Source organism: Novipirellula aureliae, assembly GCF_007860185.1.
GTDB lineage: Bacteria > Planctomycetota > Planctomycetia > Pirellulales > Pirellulaceae > Novipirellula_A > Novipirellula_A aureliae.
The window spans coordinates 650,965-667,121 of the sequence record NZ_SJPY01000003.1; the positions used below are offsets into that span (position 1 = coordinate 650,965).

The window sequence follows — 16,157 nt, forward strand, 5'->3', positions numbered from 1 at the left end:
CGGACACGCTTTTTTGCTGGGAAGCCGGGGATCCGGGGTGTCGCGTCTGGCGTCAAGCCAACGAGCCCATCGATTTGAACGAGCCCATCGATTGAAACGTAGCCGATCTCGCCAAATCAAATCTGGTTGAAGCACTCGAAGCTCCGGAACTTTTTCGATACACAAAATCAACAACCGCTAGCCCGGCTAATACGCAGACTGTTTTTCGAGCAATGAACGTAAACGCTTTAAGGCGTAGACGTTAGCAAAACAATTTGCAAGCCCATGAATCATCCGGGCTAGCGATGGGCATACGAAGAGGGTTCGAAGAAAGCGAATTTTTCACCTTTTGGAGAATCCTCCGCTTTCAGACACAAATGATAACCTAGGTTTACGATAGTTCCCTGTCCGAACCTTCGTAAACTATTTGTTCTCTCTATGGAAACCCTCGCCCCAGCGACGCAGAACCTCCCCCTGGTATTGCCTGCTGTCGAATCGGATCGGCCGCACGCTACCGAAAAACCGGCACATTCCGAAAAACCGGCTTATCGCGCTCGCTGGATTTCTGAAACAAGCGAACTTGAATCGCTCAGCGAAGCGTGGGACGACTTGGTGAACAACTCGCTGCAGACCAACTTGTTCTTTGACCACCGCTTCTTGGTTCCGCTACTGAACCACATCGTGCCCGAGAAGGTCGATATTTTAGTCGTCGAATCGGATTGTGTTCGAACCAACGGCCCCCCCACGCTGTATGCCATTTTGCCGCTCGTTCGAAAACGATTGCTGGGAATACCGATGGATATCGCGTCCATCCTACAAAGTGACTATCTGCCTGATAGCACTCCGCTAGTACGAAACAGCTTTGCCGCCGAAACATTCGATTTTCTGTTTCAAGCTTTGTCAGAACAACGAATTGCGTTTTTGAATCTTAATACAATTACTTCGAACACCAAGTTTGAAGAAGTGCTTAACGATGCGATCACTCGCGGTGGCTTTGCAAGGTTCCGAAAAGATCACTTTGAGCGTGCAGCTCTAACAACAGAGGCCTCATTCGAAGTTTATCAAGGCAACCATTTCTCGAAGAACCTGAGAAAACGACTTCGTCGCTGCAAACGACAATTGGCCGAAAAGGATGGCGAAACCAACATCACCACATCCAATGCATCAAGTGACTTCAGGCAGTTAGCAGAAGACTTCCTGAGACTCGAAGCATGTGGTTGGAAAGGCCGCAGCGGAACCGCCATGAAGTGCAATTCAAACACCCGTGAATTCTTCTGTGAGATGATTCGACGTCAATCGAGCGGCGAACCAAGAGTGGTCTTCTCTGAATTGAAGCTCGGCGGCAAACCGATCGCCATGCTTTGTGATATTTTTGGTGATGACTACGCAGTTGCCTACAAAACGGCATTCGATGAAGATTATGCAAAACAATCACCTGGACTGTTGCTTGAGGTCCACAACATCGAAAATGCACATCAGAGAAACGTTCGAAGCATTGATTCGTGTACCGCTCCAGGAAGCTCGGCGGTCAGTCGGATTTGGAACGACAAGGTTCAACTGCAAAGCACGGTAATTGGTTTAGGAGGCCTGCCGACGAGGATGATCATTCGGTCATTGCCGCTGCTGCAAACACTCTATCGGACCCTCCGTAAACGGAACGTGGCGTAGTTGCAGTAGGCTCGGTCAAGTCGCTTTCTTTACAAACGACACAATCCCAGCCTGCTTTGCCACCAAGCGTTATTCGGTTCGTAGCGAAAACGTGGCGATCACAGGGCGATGGTCGCCACCGAGATTCGGCCCCACCTCGCATGTCAGAATCTGCCAATGTTGATCAGCCAATAGGTGGTCGATGCGAATCCCGTGAAAGCGAGTGAACTTGGTGTGGCCAAATCCAGAACCAACGCTGGAAAACGCGTTCTGGTAGCTACCCCAAAACCTCTGGAAATGATCGCTTTCGACAGGCATGTTGAAATCGCCTGCCACGATCACCGACTCTTCCGATTCCGCAATCGATCGGTGCACTTGTCCGACGACTTCACGATAAGCTTCCCCCATTTGATCGAGAGCAATGGGGCCGTTCCCAAAGTCGAAGCGTTGCAGCTTTTCAAGGGCAGGACGGAATGTCGGAAAATGGGCCGAAACAAGCCGAATGCGGACATTCCCACGATCATGACTCTCTAACGTGTCATGGGGCCAATGCTCGTCTGGCAACCGAATCGTGCAAGTGACCGCAGCAGCCGAATTGGCATGGGATTCCGGTTTCCGAGCCAACAACACCGCATCACTTAGTTGCATCGGACTAGCAATCGCGATCTCATCCTCTTGCCGGGTATTCCAGTCAAGCTTTTTGAACACGGTCTCGGCGAGACGATGCTTGCACTCTTGAAAGAGGACAACGTCGATTTGTTCGTCTTCGATCAACTGAATCAATCGATCGAAATCAATATCACCGCCTCCCAAATTGCTGGTCAAGACGCGAAGCACTGGGGTGTTCGGTGGAACACTTGCCGATTTCGAAAACGGTAAACCACCAACATGGAAATCCAGAATCGGAAATAGCAAAATCCAACCATGAACCAGATAAATCAGGGCCAGTTTTTTGCGGTACCCTAACGTCAGCGGCACGAGGACCAAAAGCGGTAGCGCCAACACCCAACGTGGCGAAAACAATAACAATGTGATCGTCCAATGAGAGTTCATGCCCGTCCACATCAATGCCCAAACGAGAATCAGCAGGACAAGATAAGCGATCGCCAAGATCAAAAGCGTTCGTTTCATTCTGTCATCCCAGAACCTGCTTGACCCGATCGATTAGCTTGTCGCTATTGTCGTGATCGTATGCAACCGTCTCGCTTTGCTTGGTCGATAGCTGCTTCAACTGAACCTCTCCGTTTGACCATTCATTGCCGCCAGCGATGATAGCCAGGGTGAAACCGTGCGAATCAGCGTACTTTAATTGTGCTCCTAATCTTCTAGCGTCGGGATAGACCTCGACGCCCAATCCAGCACTTCGCAGCCGATTGGCCATTCTTAGGTAATCATCGCGGTGGTCTTCGTCAAAGTAGGCGATGAAGACAGGAGCGGGTGTGGACGCGGTCGGCAAGAGTTTCAGGTGCTCCATCGCAGCGATCAATCGATCGAGTCCCAGCGAAGCACCGATGCCCGGTAAATGCTGTTTGGTGTAGAGTCCAGCTAAGTTATCATAGCGGCCACCGCTACAAACACTGCCGATCGATGGCAAGTCGTCCAAAGTGGTTTCAAAGATCACACCGGTGTAATAATCCAATCCACGAGCGATCGCAACGTCGAGCTTGATTCGCCGCATCGGGACACCTGAGGCTAAGGCGCCTTGGTAAATTTGCCTTAAACGCTCGATCCCTGAGGCCGCCTTGTCGTTCCCGCCCGTAATCGATTGTAGATTCGCAAACACCGAATCGGAGTCGCCACTACAATCAGCCAATCGCAGCACCGCGTCGGCTTGATCGGGCTTGATATCGGCCGCGGTACACATTTCGGCTGCCGTCTTCTCGCGGCCAATCTTTCCGAGTTTGTCGAGACTTCGTAGGACCGCAACCGTCTTGTCCGCCAAGCCGAGGTGTTCTAAAAGTCCTGTCAAAATTGCCCGATTGTTGATGCTGATCGTAAAACGGTCGAAACCAATTGCCTCCAGTAGCCGATGGATGACAGCCACCGCTTCGATATCGGCCAAAACCGATTCGGTTCCAATCGTATCGAAATCACACTGGACAAACTCACGGTAACGACCATCTTGCGGTTTCTCACCGCGCCATACCGGAGCGATTTGATAGCGTTTAAATGGCGTGCCTAGCGTGCCGATATGCTGGGCCGCAAAACGCGCAAGCGGTACCGTCAAATCAAAACGCATCCCGACGTCTCGACCACCGTTGTCGGCAAAACGATAGATTTGGCGATCGGTTTCCTCGCTCCCTTTTCCCGTCAGAATCTCGAGGTGTTCGAGAGTTGGCGTGTCGATCGGTGCAAAACCGTACGAGCGAAATACCTCGCGCGCGGTCTGCATCAATTGTTCGCGTGGTATCATCACCGCTGGTAAATAGTCGCGGAAACCTTTAAGCGTTCGAGGCTGGATGAGTGTCATGGGTCAGTAATGTGCTTGATGGAAAGAGGAATGCTGGAATTGAAGCGTTCGCCAACTTGCTCGCGGCGGAAAAACGTCAAGAATTGCGATCCGCATCGGAAATCACCGAAAGTCTTGGCGACTTTCGCTACAAGCCGAATGAGGCAATGGGTAGCGATGTTGGACGTTGACTTCGCAGCGATTGCCGCTCGGACACGTTCGGGTCAACAAATTGGCGACCAAACAACGCATCGGCATACTCGTCAAGTTGCTCGGGGGTCTCGAAGTATTTTTCATAGCACCAATCGTCTTCGAATTCGCAGTCATCGGTCGTGTATTCGCGGCATATTTGTGGCCGCGTCTCATAGATTCCGCAGCGATAATCACTCTGTAAATGTTTACACGTCGTATGAACTAACAAATACCAACTCTGATCTTCCACGAAAACGGTTGCGTGTTCGTGTAGCAAATACCAGCGGATATAATCGAAGTCACGGCGATTAACAGGTTCATCAATTTGTAACGCAAAATAGTGACAACATTTCGCCGTGCAATGATCGCAAAGGTTCGTTCCTTCGGGATAATCGCTGCGGCGACGAATCGAAGTGGGCAAGCTAGGACGGGACACGGGAATCGTTTCCTCGGCGGTTCAGGTGGTTCAATCTTTGTCTCGAATCGAGTAGAAACTTGTCGAAAGCTAGTTAATTTAGTGTGTTGCGGCAATGAGAATCGCCGTTCGGTACGAAGAGTAACATTATTCGGAGTCGGGTATCAGTGGAAGTCGTAATTACAGCACTTGGGCCAGATAATTCGGGATTGGCTGACCCGATTATTCACCATGTGACCGGCCAGGGCGCTCGGATATCCGAGATCCAGATGTATGACCATGACGAAGAGCAATTATTTGCCATGTTATGCCGAATCGATGTTCCCGCTTCGGAATTTGAGAAATTGGTCGAGGCAATGCGGCAAATCGGTGAAGTCACGAAATTGGCTATCCGCGTGTGGAGCAGTGAGTATCGACGGACGAAGCCCCGATTGGCGGTCTGCTGTACCTATCTAGAACCGACTCCGCGAGCCATTTTGGAAGCCGTTCGCGATGGCGTGATCAACGCGGAAGTCCCCGTTTTGATCTCAAATCGCAAGAAACTGAAATATTTGGCCGACGAATTTGACGTTCCATTCGAGATGATCGGCGACTCCGCTGGAGCCGTCGACGATGCGACGATGATCCAATCGCTTGATCGCTACGATGTCGACTATGTTATCTTGGCCCGCTACATGCGAATTTTACCGCCGTCGATTTGTTGGCAATTCGCAGGCGGACGAATCATCAACTTGCACCATGGTCTGCTGCCAGGGTTTCCTGGATTTCGGCCGTACCACGACGCCTACGCCGCTCGGATGCTGACGTTTGGTGCAACATGTCACTTCATTATTCCTGAACTCGATGCTGGCAATCAAACGATTAACCAGCGTACGTTTTCCGTCGCTCCCGGAACCAAGCTCGAGGAAATTATCGATCGAGGTGAATCGCAAAACGAGCCCGCCTGCTTAGTCGAAGGGGTCCGTCGCGTGGTCGACCGTGAAGTTTACCTGCATTTTCACCGCGTCGCCGCCCGAGTGAGCTGATGTCGCGTCCAATCACACGCCCCCCCGCGAGCGCGGGATAGGCAAGCGAACCCTTCATCCGCAGCTGCCCTTCATCCGCGGCTGCGCATCATCCGCGGCTGCGCTGGCACCTCCCGTGACATCTCCTGCTTTTACAATTTCGGTACAGGGCGTTTCTCTTTGCGGTCAAGCATTCTCAATTGGTCATCTCTGGGCACGTTGTTGTTATTGTTGCCGCCCATGTTTTGCCGCGGTGGGTCGAGTTCGGTAAACTCCTCTTTCCACTTCCACCCAATCGGCACTTTCAATTCTTCGCCAGCCAATAACGCCCACGGGGTGCCGACATGTTTTTCGGTCACACCTTGAAGCAGCTCTCGAGCGGTTTGGGCTTCGCGTTGCCATTTGCTACCGACCGATACCTCATCACTGGCGACCAAAACCCAGGTGTTATTTTTGGGATCCTCAAACGGCATTCCCTGTTTCGCTCGGGCCAGCATCGCGTTGTAGGTTTCGGTGCGTACTTTTTGAGCCAAGACGCGGCCCATCGCCAAGTCGAAACCTGCCTGCCACCGTAAACTCGCTTCGTCTTTCCTTCCCCTCATGCCTGGTTCTAGAAGAGCCGCCATTTGAACCAAGGTCGGTTCCAAGCGGGCAGCGTCTTGTTGTGCCCGGGTCAAATCGCCGACCAATTGTGCGTCACTGAGTTTGACAAACCGCGTTTTTGGACGAGCCAAACCGGTCGCTGGACGCATTTGGGCAGCGTTAATCAATGCTTGGCGTAGCGGACTTTGCCTGACTTTGGAAACGTAGTCGCTTGGTGACAGGTAATCGGGGCGATAGGGGCTCATCGCGATGGGATCAAAAAAGTACTCGATATCCGAGGCATACGGATCAATCTCGCGACGATAAACCCGACGATCGGTTTTGCGATTTGGATGCACGGAAAAATAGATACCGCCCGTCTCGTAGCATAGCCGCGTCAGCGCATAGGGTCCGAACCCGCTGTCAATCGTTGGCTCTTCCTGGAAATCACCCGTAAATCCAACTTGAACACGCTCTGGGAAAAGCGTCTCCGGCCCTTGATCGACTTGAGCCCATTGAGCCGATTGGTCGTACTGCGGATCGGGATCGACGTACTTCACCAGCGTCGTTTCGCGTCCAAATGGCGCCGGCACACCGATCACGTACACTGGAATTCCGAATTTCCGACACTCGTCAATCGAGGTTTCGAGCAAATGGAAGTCATCGCCCCGTTCATCGCTTACGACAACGAACAAAACGTTTCTCTGAGGGCCTAAACTACCACGCGACCGGCGAAGCGACTTGTACTCGTCAACGGCCGAATGAATGGCCGCAAACACTCTCTCCGATCCTGTCTGATCAACAGGAAGTTCGTCGACGATTCTTTTGATCTCCCCTAAGTCGCTTGTCGGCTGCTCCGTGAACAGCGTCACTTCACTGCCGAAACCGACGACCGACGTCAGCAGGGGGGACTCATTTTGGTTCGCATTGAATCCCTTCGTTCCGCTTTGTTTCAAGATCCCCAGCTCTTCGTAGATACGATCAAAGCGTGCGCGGATCTCTTGTCTTTGACGCAGCAGCGATCCGCTTTGGTCGAACAGCCATACCACCAAGGTGGGGCGATCCTCCATGGCATGCATGATTTCGAAGGTTATTCGGTCCACGGCGCCCGTCGCTCCTTCGGCGCCTTGCCCGACGCTGCCCTTTTGCATTTTCAATTTGTCGAGCGGAGCGACAGCAGGCGAAAAAATCTTGTTCACCATGATTTGGCCTACCGGCGACGGCTCGATCTCGACCGGACTCGGAATCTCGGCCACTTCCGCAAACGACTCGGCGGACGCTTCAGCCATCTCCGTTTCGTCACTGGTGCTGGCACCTATTTCATCCTGCAGCAAGTCACTGTAGTTTATCTCCTCGATCAACTTGACCTCGTCGATCGGCTCTTCCCGTTTTGGAGAAACGAGAACGACGGCGTCTTGTTCGACCGACATTGCCAAAGGAACCAACGCCAGCGACAAAATGACGATCAAATGGATCAACATGCTGCCAATAAATGCGGTCGTTTCCGTTGAGGCGAAGAACGAATCGTCCTCGAACTCAACGTCCTCATTGCCCTGGTGGTTCATGGTTCCCAATTTTGTCATTCCTTCTGGTCAAGTTGCCACTCGCTCAAAAAGTCCCCGTGTCGTATTATACCAGAAAAACACTGCGTCTTTTTGCCGCACTCGATTCCCGATGGCATTAACAAGAGATTTCTGTACGGTGAAGAGATAAAAAAGCTCACCAGACCGACTAAGCATAAGGAAAATGTAAAATTGTCAGGACGTTTGATCGCCATTGGAGACATTCATGGATGCCGAGTCGCACTGGAAAAATTGATTGAAATGATTGCCCCAACGGCAGAAGATATTTTGGTCACATTGGGCGATTACGTCGACCGAGGCCCCGATTCACGTGGCGTCGTCGACGTATTGATCGAACTTCGCAAACAGACCCAGTTCGTTGGCTTGCTCGGCAATCACGAAGAAATGATGCTAGAGGTCGTGCGTGATCGCATGCCGCCCCATAGCTGGCTCAAATATGGCGGCGTCGAAACGCTCGAAAGCTATGGCTTTGACGGTAACCTGAACTTTTTGCCCGCATCACATAGCGAATTTTACGACTCGCTTGGCGACTATTTCGAATACGAAGATTATTTTTTTACGCACGCCGCCTACGACCCCGATATCCCACTCACGCATCAACCGCCACAACTACTAAGATGGCATTCACTAAACGATGGTGTCCCAGCACCCCATATGAGTGGGAAAACCGCTGTTGTCGGCCATACCGCGATGCATGACGGAGAAATCTTGAATCTCAATCATCTGTTGTGTATCGATACCTACTGCTACGGAGGCAAATGGTTGTCGGCGATCGATATGTACAGCCGCCGAGTTTGGCAAGTCACCGCAGAAGGACAGGTCCGATAGAGGATTTTTCTCGATACCTGACATTGCGAGGCCTCCAGAATTTGCTAAAATCCGCCCCAGTGCTGACAGGATGGTTCGCAACCATCCTCACAGCCAATTTGTCGGGTACCACCGACGCACCGCCCCTATAGCTCAGTTGGTAGAGCAACGGACTCTTAATCCGTGTGTCCAAGGTTCGAGCCCTTGTGGGGGTACTGCTCTTTTGCCTGTTTCCGACGATTCGACGGAAATGGGCTCTTTTTTGGCCGGGAGAATCGGGGCCGACATTTATCCGAAGTGCTTCGAAGCGTTCAATCGCGATCTTCTTGGTGACTTACACCGCCTAACCCCTTGGCCCATCTGCCCGGAAACTCTGATGCTCTCCCGTGGTGGAGAAAGCGTCTGTTAGGGTTGTGTCTCCGCGATCCGGGTAGGGAATGACAATCGTGGTGCGCAAGTACCGTTATTGGCTACAAATATTTTTCTTGCATTCTCGACCCGTAAGCCTTAGGATTACGCCCGCACTCTCCGGTGGGGGGGGTCTACTTTCGTTTATTTTAAACTTGCTAAACAAAACCAGAACACTTTTCTCGGAGAGATCCATGGGCATGCTGGACGATTTTTATGCGTTGTGTCGTCGTGGAGAAACGGTCGACAGTTACAAAAAAACGAAATGGACATTGGAACAATCACAAAAACTGCTGAAGAAGGCCAGGGACTATGGGTTGGCCATGAATCCTGAGGCTGAAAAGGTCTTTCGCGACCAAACGAAAGGTTTGGATGCGAAATTAACCAAGATCACCAATAGCATCTCGAAGGGGGAGAAAATTTATATGGCTTATCGAGATGCCGATAAAATCTACAGAGCATTGCGAGTGCTCAACGCAAAAGAAAATAACGTCATGCGATACGATCCCGAATCAGCAGTGACGGCCTTTGGCGTCCTCTTTCACGGACTGGGCGGTTTCGTCAAGCATTTCCCAGCTCCCGCAAACGCATACGGCACTGTTTTACAAGCGGTCGGAACAAAACTTGTCGGCGTCTACAAAATGATGGACCCGACCTTGCGTAAAGGATGGGGTGGTCCACAACTGAAACAATTGGAAGAGGAAGGGTTGAAAATCGGAGTATAAAAATGGAATCCGGTGGTATTGGGAACCTGGTCACAGCGGAAGTTTTCAAGACTATCCGCGTTCCACCTGGTTTCCAAAACGGATCCTCTCGCCCGTTGTTCGACGATATCTAAGCTATCGGCAAACCGCTTGGTCACCGACTCGGACTCGGCGGATCGCTTCGGCGTCGATTACTTTTGCCGTCGCCGCTTTTTGACCAACGTGCTCGAGGACCAAATCCGCAATTTTCTCGACGCCCGTGCTTGAGCGGCGGAAGATGCAAACGCGAGTTCCTTCCGAGACGCTCGAGAAATCCTCGCTCTTTAGCATCAACTTCCCTGAGGCCGGATGAACGAACGCGACTTCCGAGATCACGAGATTGGCGGGCGTTTCGGTTGGTTGCACTCGGCTTTCGCTTGGCTCCGCAACCACAACCGGAACCGACTCCACTTCGGCTACTTCCGTCTTTTCAGAAATCGATTCAAATTGGTAGCTCGATGGTTGAATTTCCTGTGCCAACAAGATCGGCTCGGCATCGACTTCAATCAAACCGGAGAGGGAGTCCGAGGTGGAGCCAGCGTTCAAATGAAGCTCTCGTTGGCGAGGATTTTCAGATCGGTTTTGGTGTTGATACAAACTTTGGGTGCCACCGAATGAATCCTTGAAGGGATTTGGCAACTCCTCTCGGCTGGCTTCATGCGCTTCACCCATGATGTGTCTTTCGTCTTCATCATCGCTCCGCCCATCCGATTCGCCTTGGATTGCCTCATCATCCTCGGATTCACCTTGCACAGGATCATCCACTTCTACCTCAGGCTGAACGTTTTCAGGTGCTGGCGCGGGAACGAGAGCAGGCATCTCCTCTTCAATGGGTCCGGTCGGTGGCCCACCAGGGCAGCACTTACAGAGCACACGCTTGGCAGCACGGCGAATCTTCTCTACCGGTTCAACGCAGCATCCATCGTTGTCACGCTCGTAAGCCATCTCGCTCAAACGTTTCGTAATCTTTTCGTTGCAGCATGAATTGCATCCGCACTTGCCGCAACAGCCTTCGTTCACGGCGTCTTCAATCGCTTCGATTGTGGCGAGCCGAACGTCAGGCGTACAATCATCGGTAGCGGCCAGAAGGGCGTCGGTGATCTGTCCATCTTTGTCATAGCAACCGCAGCCGATCGTAGCCAAGTATTTGATTGCCTTGATCTTTTGAGCCTTCATATCCTCGGCTTGTTTGATCTCCGCAGCCGTTTTGATCGCCGGATTTGGCGACTCTAAGTTGGCGGGGTCCGCAATCGATTTGAGCGGCGGTTTCCGTTCGAGCCCCGGATGGTTACCCCGTCGATTGATGATGCGATCACGGAAGTTTTGAAACCCTTCGGGAATACCGAGAAATCGCCACAGCGTTGTTTCGGGCGCTGCCACGGCTGCCACGGCAGAGGGTGCGGATGCAGGAACCGCCGCTGGCTGCTGGCTCTTCGCTTCGTTTGCATGCATGGTTACAAGCAATGTGATTGAAGCGACAGCTAGAAGTTTTGATCGAAACATATCAAACCAGTCCATTACAATAGCATCGGTGTAAAATGGCGACCCTTGGGGGGTGGCGGTTGTCCTAATGGTACTGGATCGACGGGTTTTAGCGAAAACTCCGATCATTTAGTTGCAACCCCTACATTTTAACATCGGGGGGGTGCAACCCAAAAGAGAACATCTTGGCGACTTTCGCTACCGTTTTCGCTGGTTTATGCTGTGGTGCGAGCATCCCCCTACCTCGTCCCGAAAGTACAAAATCGCGTGAGTGGATTACAAATTGGACTTCTTATTGCCGTTGCACTTTTCATCTTGATCGTGCTCACCGCGATATTCTCGCCACGGCGTTTTATTCGCGGCGTTTTTCAACTGATTCTGCACCCGCTTTATCGAAAACGCATCGTTGGACTCGAAAATCTGCCTGCCGAGGGTGGTTATGTAGTCGCCAGCAACCATGTCTCGTGGATTGATGGCATTTTGATCTTATGGATGCTGCCCAAAAACGTCCGTTTTGTTGTCGAAGGCGAAAACTTTGAGAATCCGATTACCAAGTATCTCGGTGCTGGATTTGATACCATTATGATGAAGGTCACCAATCCGAAATCGATCGGACGAGCCTTCAAAACCGCGCGAGAAGGCCTACTCAAGGGTGATACGATTGGAATTTTCCCGGAGGGCACGATTTCACGCAATGGACAATTGCAGGCCTTTCGAGGGGGTGTCCAGAAAATCCTCAAGGGCACCGATGCACCGATTGTCCCCGTTTGGCTCGATGGCATGTGGGGCAGCCTTTTCAGCTATTCCGGGGGTAAGCTCTTTTGGAAATGGCCCACCCAAATTCGCCGGAGCTTGACACTTTACATCGGGAAACCGCTTCCCAACGACACTTCTTTAGAACTCGTGCGCTCACAGGTCCAGCAACTCGGAGCCAAGGCGACCTTCGATCATCGGCACGAGTTCCCCATTTTGGCTCGGCGTATCATCCGCGTTTGGCGAAAAACGGGCAGCCGGCTGCAATGTGCCGATTCCCTCGGCACCGAAGTGAACGCTCGCGACATGCTTGTGCGCGTCTTCGTGCTCAGACGATTGCTGCGCCGCGAAGTCTTTTCGGCTGGTGAGACGCACGTCGGCATCCTCTTGCCACCGAGCGTCGCAGGCGTTGCAGTAAACGTTGCGATCGCACTCGATCGGCGTATCTCGGCAAACCTGAATTATACCGTCAGTAGTAAAGTGATGAATCACTGTATTGCCGAGACCGGTATCCAACATGTCTTGTCGAGCAAGAAATTCCTCAGCAAACTCGACTTGCAACTCGATGCCAATGTGATCGCATTGGACGATCTTCGCGAGAAGATTACGACGATGGATAAACTGGTCGGTTTCGTCCAAGGTCGATTGCTGCCCGCATCTCTACTCGACCGACTATTAGGTCTGCACCGCATCGACAAAGACGATTTGTTGACAATCATTTTCACCAGCGGTTCGACGGGTATGCCCAAAGGCGTCATGCTAAGTCAAGCCAACATCAGCCATAATGTCGATGCGATTGAACGAACCATCCGACTCGACCGGCAAGATGTGGTGCTGGGGATATTGCCCTTCTTTCATTCGTTCGGATATAGCGTGACGTTGTGGGCTGCCAATGTGCTCGGACCTGCCTGCGTTTATCACTTCAACCCTCTCGATGCTCGCCAAGTTGGAAAGTTAGCTCAGCGTTATCGGGCAACCGTACTACTCGGTACGCCGACCTTCCTAAGAAGTTATCTGCGAAGGATCCAACCGGAACAGTTCGCGACGTTAGACGTGGTCGTCGCAGGAGCCGAAAAGATGCCGCTCGATCTGTTCGATCTGTTCGAACAACGCTTTGGAGTTCGGCCCGTGGAAGGTTACGGAACGACCGAACTCAGTCCTCTCGTCTCGGTCAATATCCCTCCCTCACGCTCCTCGGCTAAGTACCAAGCCGATCGCTGTGAAGGCAGCGTTGGGCGGCCTTTCCCAGGCGTTTGCGCAAAGGTCATCCCGCTCGAAGGCGACGGCGAATTGAACGCTGACGAGGATGGTATGCTTCTAATTGGTGGCGCGAACGTTATGCAAGGTTACGCCAACCAAGCGGAACTAACGAGCAAGGCCATTCAAGACGGATGGTACAACACAGGCGACATCGCCCATGTCGATAAAGAAGGATTCCTTCACATCACTGGGCGGATTAGCCGTTTTTCAAAAATCGGTGGCGAAATGGTGCCGCACGGACGGATCGAAGAAGAATTGGCAAAACTGTTCAGCCACTCGGGTGAGGATTCCAGCGAGGAGAAAGAGGAAACCGATTGCCTACGAATCTGCGTGACCGCAATCCCCGATGAGAAGAAGGGAGAACGGTTGGTGGTTTTGTATAAGTCTCCGTCGGTCGAATACGACCAAGTCCGGACAGCACTCTGTGAAGCCGGACTGCCCAACCTGTTCATTCCCTCCGCCGATAGCTTTATCGAAGTCGACCAAATCCCATTACTGGGAACAGGCAAACTGGACATCAAAGGGGCCAAAACCGTAGCGATGCAGCGATTCGGCAAAGCCTAGAGGAGCCGTTTGTAGGTTGAAGAAACAGACTCTTCAGAAGAATTTGTGGGTAAAAAGTAAGTTGCGGACGTTTTTTTGAGGCATGGCTGTGAAGGTAGGCCACTTTCCCCAAAACAACAAAGCGGTACGGAGGATCACACGGGCTTTCTCCTCGAACGGTTGCCATTGAAACATTCTTTTCAAGCTTTAGGTCAACCGGTCTGGGTTCGGCCTTCTCGTGGTCGCACTGAGAACGCCGTCGGGTTCCCATCATCGGCAAAACGCTTGGGAAGACATGCTAAGAAGGCCAGTACGAACATGACGGCAGGCGAGAACGCCAGCCATGAGCGATTGTGATCGACGATCCAGTGCGAGCCTTCAATGGCAAATGAAAGGAGCCCAATGAGAGAGAGAACGACGCCCAAAAGGCCCACGACCGGGTGCCTACTCTTCAATGCGACCAAGAACCCAACAACACCTAGGGTGTATGCAAGAAGGTAGGTCACGATCTCAGCAGCACTGTAGTCTGATACATACTTGACGCCCCAACCGTTACTTGAGGCGTATTTGACGTAGCACCAATGCAGTGACGCGTTGCCAAGAAATGCAGTGACAATCGTAAAACCTGTCGAAGCAAGTAGCAGCAGGGTCGCGTGCAACGCAAGCAGAATACGCATGTCAAAATCCTCAATCGAACGAAAAAATATCAGGGGCGAGACCGGAACAGCATCCATTTGTTCGCCGGAACGACTCCGATCTTGGATTCAAGATCAGTCGATTCAAGATTTTGGACCGTTTCGTAGCGACGAACTGCCTATTTTAGCGTAATTTCTCGGCACCAGCCCTGCTAACGATTACCCCACTCACGATCGAAGAACTGACAAAGTTCTTCCTAATCGCTCTGAGCGTTGAGTACGAGGCGTCCCCGAAATCCAATCGGGTTGAAAGATTCGATTTCGATATTATCGATCGGTTTATTGAAGTCGCGCTGCTCGAGCCCGAAAGTCTTGGCGACATTCGCGACGTGGATTGAGGAGAAGGAATCGACAGAATTACTGGCGGCATAATGTCGCGGATTTGGAAGAAATAGGTAGTACGAAACGACGCATCCCCTCAGCGATTGTAGTCGTCAAAACGTCGGAATTGTTCGGGTCTGACTTTCGTTTCGTCCGCTATCTACGTGCTTTTCCGATAGGTTCTCCATACCGACATGCTTGATATTGTCGTCGGCGGTCGCTCTCCACGTTTGAGCATTCCTACCTCTAGTTGGCGGTTCCCGTTTTTCAATCGATCCTTCGCGACACTTTTGTCCAATTGATTGAGATGGAAAGATACGCCACGATACGTGCTGGTAGAGAGGATCGTGTTCGAAACGTGCTGTCCCGCATCCGTTGGAAGCATCCGAGGCGATTCGAACGCGATACGGATAGACCTGAGGTGATCATGCTAATTATCAATGCGATTGCGACGATAGGCGGGCTGACGTTTGTCTTAGCCTCGTTACTCGTCGTGGCGAATCGCTATTTGCACGTGACCGAAGACGTTCGCATCGAACAGGTCGAGGACATGTTGCCGCACACAAATTGTGGTGCCTGTGGGTACCCCGGATGCCGTGCGTTCGCTGAAGCTTTGGTCCGTGGTGAAGCTCCGCCGGCAAAGTGTTCGGTCAGCGGCCCCGCGGACCATGCTCGCATTGCAGCGTTCTTGGGTGTCGATGTTGGCTCGCAAGAGAAGCGGGTCGCTCGTTTGGCTTGCGCGGGCGGCAACAACGTCGCTCGCAATCGCGCGATCTACCAAGGGCAAGCATCGTGTGCTGCCGCCGCATTGGTCGCGGGTGGTGGGAAAGCTTGTTTCTGGGGCTGCCTCGGCATCGGTGACTGCGAGGTCGCGTGCGACTTCGATGCGATCACAATGAACCCCAATGAATTGCCTGTCGTCAATGAAGACCTCTGTACCGCTTGCGGCGATTGCGTCGAGGCATGCCCCAAGGATCTGTTTTCGATCCACCCGGTCAGCCATCGACTGTGGGTTGCTTGCTCTTCCTTGGAGGCAGGCGACGGAGTGCTTGAGGAATGTGAAGTCGCATGTACCGCTTGCACTCGATGTGCCATGGATGCTCCCGAACAAATCACGATGATCAACAACTTACCGGTTGTCGATTACCGCAAAGGGCCGCAAAATCGCGAGCCGACGCAGCGTTGTCCGACCGGAGCCATTGTTTGGCTCGACGAAAAGCTTGGCGTCGTCAAAGGCGAAGCGGCTCGAAAAGTCATCCGCAAGGGTGAAATTCACAATACAACGACTTAAACG

The 16,157-nt window shown here is 52.2% G+C and carries 12 protein-coding genes and 1 tRNA gene; 7 read left to right on the forward strand and 6 right to left on the reverse strand.

The genetic code is table 11. From position 1 onward, the window contains the following. Window positions 1-417: 417 nt before the first annotated feature. Window positions 418-1,647: a GNAT family N-acetyltransferase gene (locus Q31b_RS11725; RefSeq protein WP_146599847.1), complete on the forward strand. Its 1,230-nt coding sequence runs from the start codon at window positions 418-420 to the stop codon at window positions 1,645-1,647. Window positions 1,648-1,716: 69 nt separating this feature from the next. On the opposite strand, the gene Q31b_RS11730 is transcribed toward Q31b_RS11725, so the two are convergent. From Q31b_RS11730 to Q31b_RS11740, 3 genes are all read right to left on the reverse strand, one after another. Beyond that, window positions 1,717-2,757 carry an endonuclease/exonuclease/phosphatase family protein gene (locus Q31b_RS11730; RefSeq protein WP_146599848.1) on the reverse strand — a complete coding sequence of 347 codons (1,041 nt, stop codon included), beginning with the start codon at window positions 2,755-2,757 and terminating at the stop codon, window positions 1,717-1,719. 4 nt (window positions 2,758-2,761) lie between these two features. After that, window positions 2,762-4,096, reverse strand: a complete 1,335-nt coding sequence (hisS, locus tag Q31b_RS11735; RefSeq protein ID WP_146599849.1) for a histidine--tRNA ligase — start codon at window positions 4,094-4,096, stop codon at window positions 2,762-2,764. 127 nt (window positions 4,097-4,223) lie between these two features. Then, window positions 4,224-4,709 carry a YkgJ family cysteine cluster protein gene (locus Q31b_RS11740; protein WP_146599850.1) on the reverse strand — a complete coding sequence of 162 codons (486 nt, stop codon included), beginning with the start codon at window positions 4,707-4,709 and terminating at the stop codon, window positions 4,224-4,226. A 140-nt stretch (window positions 4,710-4,849) separates the two neighbouring features. On the opposite strand from Q31b_RS11740, the gene Q31b_RS11745 reads away from it, so the two are divergent. After that, complete coding sequence (locus Q31b_RS11745) at window positions 4,850-5,707, forward strand: formyltransferase family protein (protein ID WP_146599851.1); 858 nt, start codon at window positions 4,850-4,852, stop codon at window positions 5,705-5,707. A gap of 131 nt (window positions 5,708-5,838) precedes the next feature. On the opposite strand, the gene Q31b_RS11750 is transcribed toward Q31b_RS11745, so the two are convergent. Then, window positions 5,839-7,833 (reverse strand): vWA domain-containing protein, encoded by a 1,995-nt coding sequence (locus tag Q31b_RS11750; protein WP_231617525.1) that lies wholly within the window; start codon window positions 7,831-7,833, stop codon window positions 5,839-5,841. A gap of 189 nt (window positions 7,834-8,022) precedes the next feature. Between Q31b_RS11750 and Q31b_RS11755 the strand changes: the two genes are divergently transcribed. The 3 genes from Q31b_RS11755 (at window position 8,023) to Q31b_RS11765 (ending at window position 9,791) form a co-directional block, all read left to right on the forward strand. Next, entirely contained in the window at window positions 8,023-8,679 is a 657-nt protein-coding gene (locus tag Q31b_RS11755; RefSeq protein WP_146599853.1) for a metallophosphoesterase family protein, read from the forward strand. Window positions 8,680-8,800: 121 nt separating this feature from the next. After that, window positions 8,801-8,873 (forward strand) — tRNA-Lys (locus Q31b_RS11760). Between the two features lie 231 nt (window positions 8,874-9,104). After that, a complete protein-coding gene (locus tag Q31b_RS11765; protein ID WP_146599854.1) occupies window positions 9,105-9,791 on the forward strand; it encodes a hypothetical protein in 687 nt (228 codons plus the stop codon). Window positions 9,792-9,905: 114 nt separating this feature from the next. On the opposite strand, the gene Q31b_RS11770 is transcribed toward Q31b_RS11765, so the two are convergent. Beyond that, complete coding sequence (locus Q31b_RS11770) at window positions 9,906-11,261, reverse strand: hypothetical protein (protein ID WP_146599855.1); 1,356 nt, start codon at window positions 11,259-11,261, stop codon at window positions 9,906-9,908. 297 nt (window positions 11,262-11,558) lie between these two features. Here Q31b_RS11770 and Q31b_RS11775 point away from each other — a divergent pair, with 297 nt between their 5' ends. Continuing rightward, on the forward strand, window positions 11,559-13,868 hold the full coding sequence (locus tag Q31b_RS11775; RefSeq protein ID WP_146599856.1) for an AMP-binding protein: 2,310 nt from the start codon (window positions 11,559-11,561) through the stop codon (window positions 13,866-13,868). Between the two features lie 191 nt (window positions 13,869-14,059). Here the strand turns inward: Q31b_RS11775 and Q31b_RS11780 are convergent, their stop codons facing one another. Continuing rightward, a complete protein-coding gene (locus Q31b_RS11780; RefSeq protein ID WP_146599857.1) occupies window positions 14,060-14,524 on the reverse strand; it encodes a hypothetical protein in 465 nt (154 codons plus the stop codon). Between the two features lie 766 nt (window positions 14,525-15,290). Between Q31b_RS11780 and Q31b_RS11785 the strand changes: the two genes are divergently transcribed. After that, on the forward strand, window positions 15,291-16,154 hold the full coding sequence (locus tag Q31b_RS11785) for an RnfABCDGE type electron transport complex subunit B (protein WP_146599858.1): 864 nt from the start codon (window positions 15,291-15,293) through the stop codon (window positions 16,152-16,154). The last annotated feature ends 3 nt before the right edge of the window (window positions 16,155-16,157 follow it).

Excerpts from the sequence above, each read along its gene's own strand:
- Q31b_RS11725 (WP_146599847.1), top strand. The coding sequence starts at position 418 with ATGGAAACCCTCGCCCCAGCGACGCAGAACCTCCCCCTGGTATTGCCT.
- Q31b_RS11730 (WP_146599848.1), bottom strand. The coding sequence starts at position 2,757 with ATGAAACGAACGCTTTTGATCTTGGCGATCGCTTATCTTGTCCTGCTG.
- hisS (WP_146599849.1), bottom strand. The coding sequence starts at position 4,096 with ATGACACTCATCCAGCCTCGAACGCTTAAAGGTTTCCGCGACTATTTA.
- Q31b_RS11750 (WP_231617525.1), bottom strand. The coding sequence starts at position 7,833 with ATGAACCACCAGGGCAATGAGGACGTTGAGTTCGAGGACGATTCGTTC.
- Q31b_RS11770 (WP_146599855.1), bottom strand. The coding sequence starts at position 11,261 with ATGCATGCAAACGAAGCGAAGAGCCAGCAGCCAGCGGCGGTTCCTGCA.
- Q31b_RS11780 (WP_146599857.1), bottom strand. The coding sequence starts at position 14,524 with ATGCGTATTCTGCTTGCGTTGCACGCGACCCTGCTGCTACTTGCTTCG.
- Q31b_RS11785 (WP_146599858.1), top strand. The coding sequence starts at position 15,291 with ATGCTAATTATCAATGCGATTGCGACGATAGGCGGGCTGACGTTTGTC.